The 10,205-nt window shown below is 63.1% G+C and carries 8 protein-coding genes and 1 tRNA gene; 4 read left to right on the top strand and 5 right to left on the bottom strand.

Annotation, left to right across the window (positions count from 1 at the left end; translation table 11 throughout):
• Positions 1-81: 81 nt before the first annotated feature.
• Positions 82-612, bottom strand: coding sequence for a superoxide dismutase family protein (gene sodC, locus FHS28_RS04280; protein ID WP_088448936.1), 531 nt, complete (start codon positions 610-612; stop codon positions 82-84).
• A 204-nt stretch (positions 613-816) separates the two neighbouring features.
• On the opposite strand from sodC, the gene FHS28_RS04275 reads away from it, so the two are divergent.
• Positions 817-2,436 carry a GH39 family glycosyl hydrolase gene (locus tag FHS28_RS04275; protein WP_088448937.1) on the top strand — a complete coding sequence of 540 codons (1,620 nt, stop codon included), beginning with the start codon at positions 817-819 and terminating at the stop codon, positions 2,434-2,436.
• Positions 2,437-2,529: 93 nt separating this feature from the next.
• On the opposite strand, the gene FHS28_RS04270 is transcribed toward FHS28_RS04275, so the two are convergent.
• The 3 genes from FHS28_RS04270 to FHS28_RS04260 form a co-directional block, all read right to left on the bottom strand.
• A tRNA-Ser gene (locus tag FHS28_RS04270) sits at positions 2,530-2,620 on the bottom strand.
• 49 nt (positions 2,621-2,669) lie between these two features.
• On the bottom strand, positions 2,670-3,587 hold the full coding sequence (locus FHS28_RS04265; RefSeq protein ID WP_088448938.1) for an SPFH domain-containing protein: 918 nt from the start codon (positions 3,585-3,587) through the stop codon (positions 2,670-2,672).
• Between the two features lie 206 nt (positions 3,588-3,793).
• Positions 3,794-4,225: an NfeD family protein gene (locus FHS28_RS04260; RefSeq protein WP_088448939.1), complete on the bottom strand. Its 432-nt coding sequence runs from the start codon at positions 4,223-4,225 to the stop codon at positions 3,794-3,796.
• A 292-nt stretch (positions 4,226-4,517) separates the two neighbouring features.
• Between FHS28_RS04260 and FHS28_RS04255 the strand changes: the two genes are divergently transcribed.
• Positions 4,518-6,782, top strand: coding sequence for an arginine/lysine/ornithine decarboxylase (locus FHS28_RS04255; protein WP_088448940.1), 2,265 nt, complete (start codon positions 4,518-4,520; stop codon positions 6,780-6,782).
• A 97-nt stretch (positions 6,783-6,879) separates the two neighbouring features.
• Here FHS28_RS04255 and fabI read toward each other — a convergent pair whose 3' ends face one another.
• Positions 6,880-7,662 (bottom strand): enoyl-ACP reductase FabI, encoded by a 783-nt coding sequence (gene fabI, locus FHS28_RS04250; RefSeq protein ID WP_088448941.1) that lies wholly within the window; start codon positions 7,660-7,662, stop codon positions 6,880-6,882.
• A 341-nt stretch (positions 7,663-8,003) separates the two neighbouring features.
• On the opposite strand from fabI, the gene rimP reads away from it, so the two are divergent.
• The gene (rimP, locus tag FHS28_RS04245; RefSeq protein WP_310736734.1) at positions 8,004-8,711 is read left to right on the top strand and encodes a ribosome maturation factor RimP; all 708 of its coding nucleotides are present in this window, start codon (positions 8,004-8,006) and stop codon (positions 8,709-8,711) included.
• Complete coding sequence (nusA, locus tag FHS28_RS04240) at positions 8,708-10,186, top strand: transcription termination factor NusA (RefSeq protein WP_088448942.1); 1,479 nt, start codon at positions 8,708-8,710, stop codon at positions 10,184-10,186. Before rimP ends, nusA begins: the two co-directional genes overlap by 4 nt.
• The last annotated feature ends 19 nt before the right edge of the window (positions 10,187-10,205 follow it).

The raw sequence follows: 10,205 nt of genomic DNA, 5'->3' as shown, positions 1-10,205 counted from the left end.
ACTGGGGCTGTACGCGGCACGGCAGCGCGCGCGCGGTTGAAGGTCCCCTGAAGCATGTTCAGGGAGCGGATGCACGTCCGCTTATTCGATGACGCCACAGGCGATACGCGCGCCGCCGCCACCGAGCGGGGCCGGATGGTCGGCATGGTTGTCACCACCGGCATGCACCATCAGCGCATGTTTGCGAACGTCCAGCAGGCGCATCAGACGCGGGGCCAGCACGGGATTGCTGGCATTGCCCTGCGGATCGACGTAGAGCGCGGGGAGGTCACCCAGATGGCCTTCGCCCCAGGGCTCGCCATGCCGGCTGCTCTTGTCCGGATCCATGTGGCCGCCGGCACCATCGGCGGGGACGGGATTGCCGTCCTTCATGCCGGGTGCGCACGACGCATTGGCATGCACATGAAAACCATGCAGACCGGCCGGCAGATTAGTCAATTGGGGATAGAACACCAGACCATAGCGGGTCTCGACGATGCGCACCGTCCCGACCGATTCGCCTTCACCCTGCGGCGTGGCGATCTTCAGCGTGACAGTGGTTTCCGCCGCATAGGCGCCCATCAACGGGCACAGGGCGAGCAGGGAAGTGGCCAGCCAGTGGCGAGTCTTCATGCGGGTCTCCTTGGAGGTTCACGGGATGCGCGGAAGGGGCAGCAAACGTGCCTGCGATGCGTCGGTGCTGGACTGCCGTGCAGACGGGACAGGAGGTTTATGCCGCAGGAAGGGGAGGAACGCAACAGGGGGCGGCAAGGGAAAGCTCTGGTCAGTTAGTGCAGCGGTCAAACTAATATCCGCAGACGCACTGAGGAGGGGTGGATGGCTGCTCTGTTGTCGAAGCGGGCTGCGTGCGCCGGGTCTGCGCTGGCTGCTGTTGTGTCGTCGCTGGCGCTGGCCGCCGATGCGTGGGCCGGCGAGCGCTCAAGCGCCGTGGAGGCGCCCCCAAAAGCGCGGGTGATTGAGGTGGATCTGCGGCGGGCGGGCGGTCCGGTGGATCGGAGCTTCGACCATGCGGTCGGAGCCGATTTTCCGGGGACGCTGCGTCGTTCGGACAGTCAGGCGCAACTCAAAACGGCCGTCGACGAGCTGGGATTTCGCATGCTGCGATTCCACGCGGTCTTCCACGATGCGCTGAACACGGTCAGCCGCAATGCCAACGGCGACTTTCAGTTTGATTTCAGCCGTATCGATGCGCTGTATGACGATCTGCTGGCCAAAGGGATCCGGCCGTTCGTCGAGTTGGGATTCACGCCGGAAGCGATGGCCACATCGCCGCAGACGATCTTCTACTGGAAGGGCAATACCTCACATCCCCAGGCGGAGCCCTGGGTGGCGCTGGTGGATTCATTCACGCGGCATCTGATGGCGCGTTACGGCGCCGCTGAGGTGAGGCAGTGGCCGTTTGAAGTCTGGAACGAACCGAATCTGGACGGCTTCTGGGAAGGTGCCGATCAGAAGGCCTACTTCGAGCTGTATGCCCGCACGGCTCGCACCATCAAGGCGGTGGATCCGCAATTGCGGGTAGGCGGCCCTTCGACCGCAGGTGCCGCCTGGATCGATGCATTTCTTGCCTTCTGCAAGGACCACGGCGTGCCGGTGGATTTCGTCACCACGCATACCTACGGCGTGGAGGGCGGATTCCTGGATGAGTTCGGCCAGGACGACAACAAGCTGTCGCAGTCGCCGGACGCCATCGTGGGTGATGTGAAGCGGGTGCGCGCGCAGATCGAGGCGTCGCCGTTCCCAGGCCTGCCGCTCTACATCACCGAATGGAGCACGAGCTACAACCCGCGCGACCCCATCCACGATGCGTACCTGAGTGCGCCCTACATTCTGGAGAAGCTCAAGCAGGTGAGGGGCCTGGCACAAGCCATGAGTTACTGGACCTACAGCGATCTGTTTGAAGAAGCGGGTCCGCCGCCGGCGCCGTTTCATGGCGGGTTTGGATTGCTCACGCGCGAGGGCATCAGAAAGCCGGCGTTTTTTGCCTACAAATATCTGAACCGCGTGCGGGGGCAGGAGATTCCGTTGACGGACGCGAGCGCGCTGGCGGCGAAAGAGGGTGATGCGGTGGCCACGCTGGTATGGGATTGGCGGCTGCCGGACCAATCGATCAGCAACCGACCCTACTTTGGCGAGGTGCGACCCGCGCAAGCCCTGGCCCCGGCCACGCTGCGTTGGCAAGGACTGCGTCCGGGCACCTATCAGTTGCGTCGCTTCCGGGTGGGCCATGGGGCCAATGATGCCTATACGGCCTGGCTGAAGCTGGGCAAGCCGGGTGAGCTGTCACCGTCCCAACTGACGAGGCTTCAGGCGCTGACCGAGGATGCGCCCGAGCGCGTGAAGCGGGTGAGGGTGGGGCGCGACGGCCGGCATGTGGAGTCGCTGCCGATGCGCACGCATGACGTGGTGCTGGTGACGCTGGAGCGGCTGCCGTGATGCGGCGTCACTGCCGGGCCTCGGAACAATAGAAAAAGCCCCTGAATCGTCAGCTGCTGTGGCGGCTGGGACTCTGGGGCTTTGTCAGTGTTGTGGCGGAGAGAGCGGGATTCGAACCCGCGGTGGGCTATTAACCCACACACGCTTTCCAGGCGTGCGACTTAAACCACTCATCCATCTCTCCGAAGCCCGCCATCATAGCGCAGTTTTTGAGAGTGAAAACAATGTTGTGATCACAAATTCGTTTTTCCGTTCTTGAAGAGCGCCATCGCCGTGCCGATGAGGCCCGAGACCTCACTCATGTTGCCCGGCACGATCATCGTGTTGTTCTTCTGCGCCAGCTGGGCGAAGGCGTCCACCGCCTTCTCCGCCACCTTGAGCTGTACCGCATCCTCACCGCCCGGCTGCTGGATGGCGGCGGCAATCTTGCGGATGGCGTCGGCGCTGGCTTCGGCCACGGCCGTGATGGCCGCGGCCTCACCCTGCGCCTTGTTGATCTCCGCCTGCTTCTCACCCTCGGAGCGGGCAATCGCGGCTTCCCGTTCACCGGTCGCGATGTTGATCTGCTCCTGGCGCCGACCTTCCGAGGCGGCGATCAGCGCACGCTTTTCACGCTCCGCCGTGATCTGGGCCTGCATCGAGCGCAGGATTTCGGCCGGCGGCGTCAGATCCTTGATCTCATAACGCAGCACCTTCACGCCCCAGTTCAGCGCGGCTTCGTCCAAGGCCTGGACCACGGCGCTGTTGATGATGTCCCGTTCTTCAAAGGTGCGGTCCAGTTCCATCCGGCCGATGACCGAGCGCAGCGTGGTCTGCGCCAGCTGGGTGATGGCCACGATGTAGTTGCTGGAGCCGTAGCTGGCGCGCATGGCATCCGTCACCTGGAAGTACAGGATGCCGTCCACCGTCAGCTGGGTGTTGTCCTTGGTGATACAGATCTGGCTGGGCACATCCAGCGGGATTTCCTTGAGGGAATGCTTGTAGGCCAGCCGGTCCACAAAGGGCACCAGAATGTTGAGGCCGGGCGTGAGCGTGGCGTGATAGCGGCCCAGGCGTTCCACCACCCAGGCGTTTTGCTGGGGGACCACCTTGACCGACCGGATGATGAAGACCACCACCACGACCAGCAGAACCAGTGCAACGATTTCCATGGAAAAGACTCTCCTCAGTGAGGTCGAAAAAGATCAGGCGGGCGAGCTGCGCCCGCGCGAAAGGTGATTGAGCGAAGGCCCTTCGGGGAACTCGAACGCCCTTGAGAGCGGCCCTGTTGCGTCAGCCTTTGGGCGAAGCCCGGTGGCGTCTGGCGGAGGGCGAATGAAGGCTGGGTCCGTGGCGACTGCCAGCTGGCCGGCCAGCTTCAGACCGGCTCCAGCAGCAGGCAGGAGCCTTCCACCGCCCGGATGACATGGCGCCCCACATGCGGACTGCCGCTGCCGATGAAACGGGCCTGCCAGGCAGCGCCGCGGTACTTCACTTCCGCCGTGCCGTCGGACCGCCAGTGATGCACCTCCAGGCTCTGCCCGATGTCCAGGTTCACGTTTGGATTGGCCTGCGCCGGCACCTTGGGGCGGCGGGACTGCCTTTGATGCCACCAGGTGACCGCTGCACCGCCCACCACCGAGGCCACCACCATCTGAACGCTGAATCCCAGCCCCAGATGGGCCGCGACCGCCGCCGCGGCAGCGCCCAGGGCCAACATCAGCAGATAGAACGTCGTGCCGCTGGCCAGTTCAGCCGCGACCAATCCCCCACACACCACCCACCACCAGGTGGACAGGCTCCAGTCCATGTCAGCCTCCGGATGAACAAGCATCCCTGTTTTATTGAATTGAGGCGAGGGCGGCGGACCGTCCTCCCCTGCTGGAAAGTGTACGCCCCAGGGGCTGCCGCACGGCGCCTCTTCGTCTCCTCCCTAGGGGTGATCACATGCCCTCCGAGGTGCGACGCAAAACCGCAACCGTCCTGTTTGCGCGACGTTCGCGTCATGATTTCGGGTTAATGGGCCTGCGACACTTGCACGACCGAGGGTTGGCCCTACACTTCGCGCCTTTCCTGTTTGACCCCGCTTCGCCGGAGGCCCCATGACGCCGCGTTTCCGCTTTCCCATCGTCATCATTGACGAGGACTACCGCTCCGAGAACACCTCGGGTCTGGGCATCCGCGCCCTGGCCGACGCCATCCAGAAGGAAGGCTTCGAAGTGCTGGGCGTCACCAGCTATGGCGACCTGAGTCAGTTCGCCCAGCAGCAGAGCCGCGCCAGCGCCTTCATCCTGTCGATCGACGACGAGGAATTCAGCTCGGGCCCGGAACTCGATCCGGCCGTGTTGAATCTGCGCAAGTTCATTCAGGAGATCCGCTTCAAGAATGCGGACATCCCCATTTACGTCTACGGTGAGACCCGCACCTCCCAGCATCTGCCCAATGATGTGCTGCGTGAGTTGCATGGCTTCATCCATATGTTCGAAGACACCCCGGAATTTGTGGCCCGCCACATCATCCGGGAGGCCAAGAGCTACCTCGACGGCCTGGCGCCTCCGTTCTTCAAGGCGCTGATGGACTACGCCCAGGACGGCTCGTATTCCTGGCACTGCCCGGGTCACTCCGGCGGCGTCGCCTTCCTCAAGAGCCCGGTCGGCCAGATGTTCCACCAGTTCTTTGGTGAGAACATGCTGCGGGCCGACGTCTGCAACGCGGTGGAAGAGCTGGGCCAGTTGCTGGACCACACCGGCCCCGTGGCCGAAAGCGAAAAGAACGCCGCCCGCATCTTCAATGCGGACCACTGCTTCTTCGTCACCAACGGCACCTCCACCTCCAACAAGATGGTGTGGCACCACACGGTGGCGCCGGGCGACGTCGTGGTGGTGGACCGCAACTGCCACAAGAGCATCCTGCACAGCATCATCATGACCGGCGCGGTGCCGGTCTTCATGACGCCCACGCGCAATCACTACGGCATCATCGGCCCGATTCCCGAGCAGGAATTCGAGCCGGAAACCATCCGCAAGAAGATCGCGCGCAATCCGCTGCTGGCGGGCGTGGATGCCAAGACGGTCAAGCCGCGCATCATGACGCTGACCCAGAGCACCTACGACGGCGTGCTCTACAACACCGAGACCATCAAGGGCAAGCTGGACGGCTGGATCGACACGCTGCACTTCGACGAAGCCTGGCTGCCGCATGCGGCCTTCCACAGCTTCTATGGCTCCTACCACGCCATGGGCAAGCACCGCGCGCGTCCGAAGACCGCCATGGTCTACGCCACGCAGTCGACCCACAAGCTGCTGGCCGGCATTTCGCAGGCGTCGCAGGTGCTGGTGCAGGATTCGCAGAACGTGAAGCTGGACCGGCATCTGTTCAACGAAGCCTATCTGATGCACACGTCCACCAGCCCGCAATACTCGATCATTGCCAGCTGCGACGTGGCGGCCGCGATGATGGAGCCTCCGGGCGGTACGGCGCTGGTGGAAGAGTCCATCTCCGAAGCACTGGACTTCCGCCGCGCCATGCGCAAGGTGGAAAAGGACTACGGCAAGGACTGGTGGTTCAAGGTCTGGGGTCCGGAGAAGCTCACCGCGGAAGGCGTTGGCAAGCCGTCCGACTGGCAGTTGAAGACCAACGAGAAGTGGCACGGTTTCGGCCCGATCGCAGACGGCTTCAACATGCTGGACCCGATCAAGTCCACCATCATCACGCCCGGGCTGGACATGAGCGGCAAGTTCGCCAAGACCGGCATCCCGGCCAGCATCGTCACCAAGTTCCTCGCGGAGCATGGGGTGGTGGTGGAGAAGACCGGTCTGTACTCGTTCTTCATCATGTTCACCATCGGCATCACCAAGGGCCGCTGGAACACGCTGCTGACCGCGCTGCAGCAGTTCAAGGACGATTACGACCGCAATGCCCCGATCTGGCGCATCCTGCCGGAGTTCGTGGCGGCCTTCCCGCGCTATGAGCGCATGGGCCTGCGGGACCTGTGCCAGAGCATCCACGAGGCCTATGCCTCCGGCGACATCGCCCGTCTGACGACGGAGGTGTATTTGTCGGACCTCGAGCCGGCGATGAAGCCGAGCGATGCGTATGCGCATATCGCCCACCGCAAGACGGAGCGGGTGGAGATCGACCATCTGGAGGGCCGGGTGACGACCGCCCTGCTGACGCCGTACCCGCCGGGCATTCCGCTGTTGATCCCGGGCGAGCGCTTCAACCGCCGGATCGTGGACTATCTCAAGTTCACCCGCGACTTCAATGCGCGCTTCCCGGGCTTTGCGACCGATGTGCACGGCCTGGTGGCGGAAAAGGAAGAAGACGGCCGCACCCGCTACTACGTGGATTGCGTGGTCGACCGCTGACGCTGAAGCAGGGAAGGGCGGCGCTGAAGCGTTGCCGCCCACCCAAAAAAATGGCCTCCGACAGGAGGCCATTTTTGTTTGCGCGGAGCTGGGTGGCTTACTCGGTGCCGGCCAGTGCGCTGTGACTGAAGCCGCCGTCCACGTAGATGATTTCGGAGCTGATGCCGGCCGACAGGTCGGACAGCAGGAAAGCCGCAGTATTGCCCACGTCCTCAATGGTGACATTGCGACGGATGGCGGTGGTCGCGGCAAACTGGTTCAGCAGCTTGCCGAAATCCTTGATGCCGGAAGCGGCCAGGGTTTTGATGGGCCCCGCCGAAATGCCGTTCACCCGCACGTTCTTGGCGCCCAGGTTGTAGGCCAGATACCGTACGCTGGCTTCCAGCGAGGCTTTGGCCAATCCCATCGTGTTGTAGTTGGGCACATACCGCTCGGCACCCAGATAGGACAGCGTCAGCAGGGCCGAGCCTGGGCGCAGGCGCGCCTGGGCCGCCTTGGCCATGGCCGGGAAGCTGTAGGCCGAAATGTCGTGCGCAATGCGGAAGTTCTCGCGCGAGAGGCCGTCGAGGAAGTCGCCCGCAATGGCTTCACGCGGGGCAAAGCCGATGGAGTGCACAAAGCCGTCGAATTCGGGCCAGTGCTCGCCGAGCTGGGCGAACATGCGCTCGATCTGTGCGTCGTCGCCGACGTCGCAATCGAACACCAGCGAGGAGCCGAATTCGGCGGCAAACTCGGTGATGCGGTCCTTGAAGCGCTCCCCGACATAGCTGAATGCCAGCTCAGCGCCTTCGCGATGGCAGGCCTTGGCGATGCCATAGGCGATGGAACGGTTGGACAGCACGCCCGTGATCAACAGTCGCTTGCCAGCGAGAAATCCCATGTCTGCTCCTGGTATTCATGGATTCTGGAAAGGCTGGGATTCTCTCACGCAAGCATGCCAATCACGCCGCGCCTTGCCGGTGAGGTGTTTGCATAGTACACTTGCGGCTTCACCGATCACAGACAACGCCAGAGACATCTTCAGAGATGCATTCGAAGACGGGCTGTGAGGTGGGTGCAGGGCTTACATGCCGGCACCCAGCGCAAGGTGGACGCGTTGTGAGCGCGATATTGCACGAGACGACGCGAAAGCGTATGGAGTGGGCGGATTCATCCAGCCCATTTTTTTTGCTTGTGCGTTCACACGAGTGATTTTTTACACGCAAGGAAGATAAGTCGTCGATGAGTTTGAGCTGGCAAGCCGTTGTTGAGAAAACCGTGACCGGGCTGGGTTACGAGGTAGTGGGCTGCGAACGCAGCGCCGGAGGCTTGCTACGCGTCTACATTGACAAACCCCTTGTGCAGCAGGCGGGCGAAGACGGCGTTGTGACCTGGCAGGAGCCGGAAGTCCCCGTCAACGTGGAAGACTGCGAGCGCGTGACGCGCCAGTTGCGCTATGTGCTGGAAGTGGAAGAGTGCGACTACCAGCGGCTGGAAGTGTCCACCCCAGGTCTGGACCGTCCGCTGAACACCCCCACCGATTACGCGCGCTTCACCGGCATGGAAGTGGAAATCACCCTGCGTGAAGCCTTCCAGGGCCGCAAGAAGTACCGCGGTGTCCTGACCACCGTGGATGACGCCGCTCCTGATTTCGCTGCACCCGCCGCCGATTGGCGCGTGATCTTCAGCGACGGCAAGCAGGAGCAGGCCCTGGACTTCAGCCTGGACGAGGTGCGCTCGGCCAAGCTGGTCCCTGAGATCAGTTTCAAGGGTCGTCCGGCAGCTGCGCCGGGCGGCAAGACCCCGTCGGGCCAGGGCCCTTCGGCGGCAAAGTTGGAAAAGACGGGTTTGGCGCCCCAGGCTTCGAAGGCTGCGAAGGCGACGAAGAAGAAGAGCAATGCCAAAACCCGGCAAACGGATGACAAGGTTGACGGAGGTCTCGATCAATGAACCGCGAACTGTTGATGCTGGTGGATGCCATCTCGCGCGAAAAGAGCGTGGAGCGCGATGTGGTGTTTGGTGCTGTGGAAGCGGCACTGGCTTCGGCCACCAAGAAGTTGTATGGCGGCGAGGTCGACATCCGTGTGGCCATTGACCGCGACACCGGCGAATACGAGACCTTCCGCCGTTGGCACGTCGTGCCCAACGAAGCCGGTCTCCAGAATGCCGACGCCGAAATCCTGCTGTTTGAGGCGCAGGAACAGATTGCCGACATCGAGGTGGACGACCACATCGAAGAAGGCGTGGAGTCGGTGCCCATCGGCCGTATCGGTGCGCAGGCCGCCAAGCAGGTCATCCTGCAGAAGATCCGCGACGCTGAACGCGAGCAGCTGCTGAACGACTTCATGTCGCGCGGCGAGAAGATCTTCGTCGGCACGGTCAAGCGTCTGGACAAGGGCGACATCATTGCCGAGTCCGGCCGGGTGGAAGGCCGCCTCAAGCGTGGCGAAATGATCCCCAAGGAAAACCTGCGCACCGGTGACCGCGTCCGCGCCGTCATCCTGGGCGTGGACCCCACCCAGCGTGGCCCCCAGATCATGCTCTCGCGCTCCGCGCCCGAGTTCATGAAGGAGCTGTTCGCTCAGGAAGTGCCTGAGATTGAACAAGGCCTGCTGGAGATCAAGAGCTGCGCCCGCGACGCTGGCAGCCGCGCCAAGATCGCCGTCGTCTCGCACGACAAGCGTGTGGATCCGATCGGCACCTGCGTCGGCGTGCGCGGTTCGCGCGTCAACGGCGTGACCAACGAGCTGGCCGGCGAGCGGGTGGACATCGTGCTGTGGTCGGAAGATCCGGCGCAGTTCGTCATCGGCGCGCTGGCCCCGGCCAATGTGCAGTCGATCGTGGTGGACGAAGAGCGTCACGCGATGGACGTGGTGGTGGACGAGGAAAACCTCGCCATCGCCATCGGTCGTGGCGGCCAGAACGTGCGTCTGGCTTCCGAGCTGACCGGCTGGAAGATCAACATCATGACGGCCGAGGAATCGGCCGCCAAACAGGCTGAGGAATCCGAATCGGTCCGTCGCCTGTTCGTGGAGAAACTGGATGTGGACGAAGAAGTCGCCGACATCCTGATTGCCGAGGGCTTTGCCAGCCTCGAAGAAGTCGCTTATGTCCCCATGCAGGAAATGCTGGAGATCGAAGCCTTCGACGAGGACACCGTCAACGAGCTGCGCACCCGCGCCAAGGATGCGCTGCTCACGATGGAAATCGCCCGTGAAGAGAAGGTCGAGGAAGTCTCGCAGGACCTCCGTGACCTCGACGGCATCACGCCGGAGCTGTTGGCCAAGCTGGCCGCCGGCGACATCCACACCCGCGACGACCTGGCCGACCTGGCCGTGGACGAGCTGGTCGAAATTTCCTCCCTCGACGAGGCAGCGGCACGCGCTTTGATCATGAAGGCGCGCGAGCACTGGTTCAACGCATAACACCCTGCGCCACACCAGA

The sequence above is a fragment of the Roseateles terrae genome (assembly GCF_014192155.1).
GTDB classification, from domain to species: domain Bacteria; phylum Pseudomonadota; class Gammaproteobacteria; order Burkholderiales; family Burkholderiaceae_C; genus Roseateles; species Roseateles terrae.
This window is presented reverse-complemented; position numbering and strand designations above follow the sequence as displayed.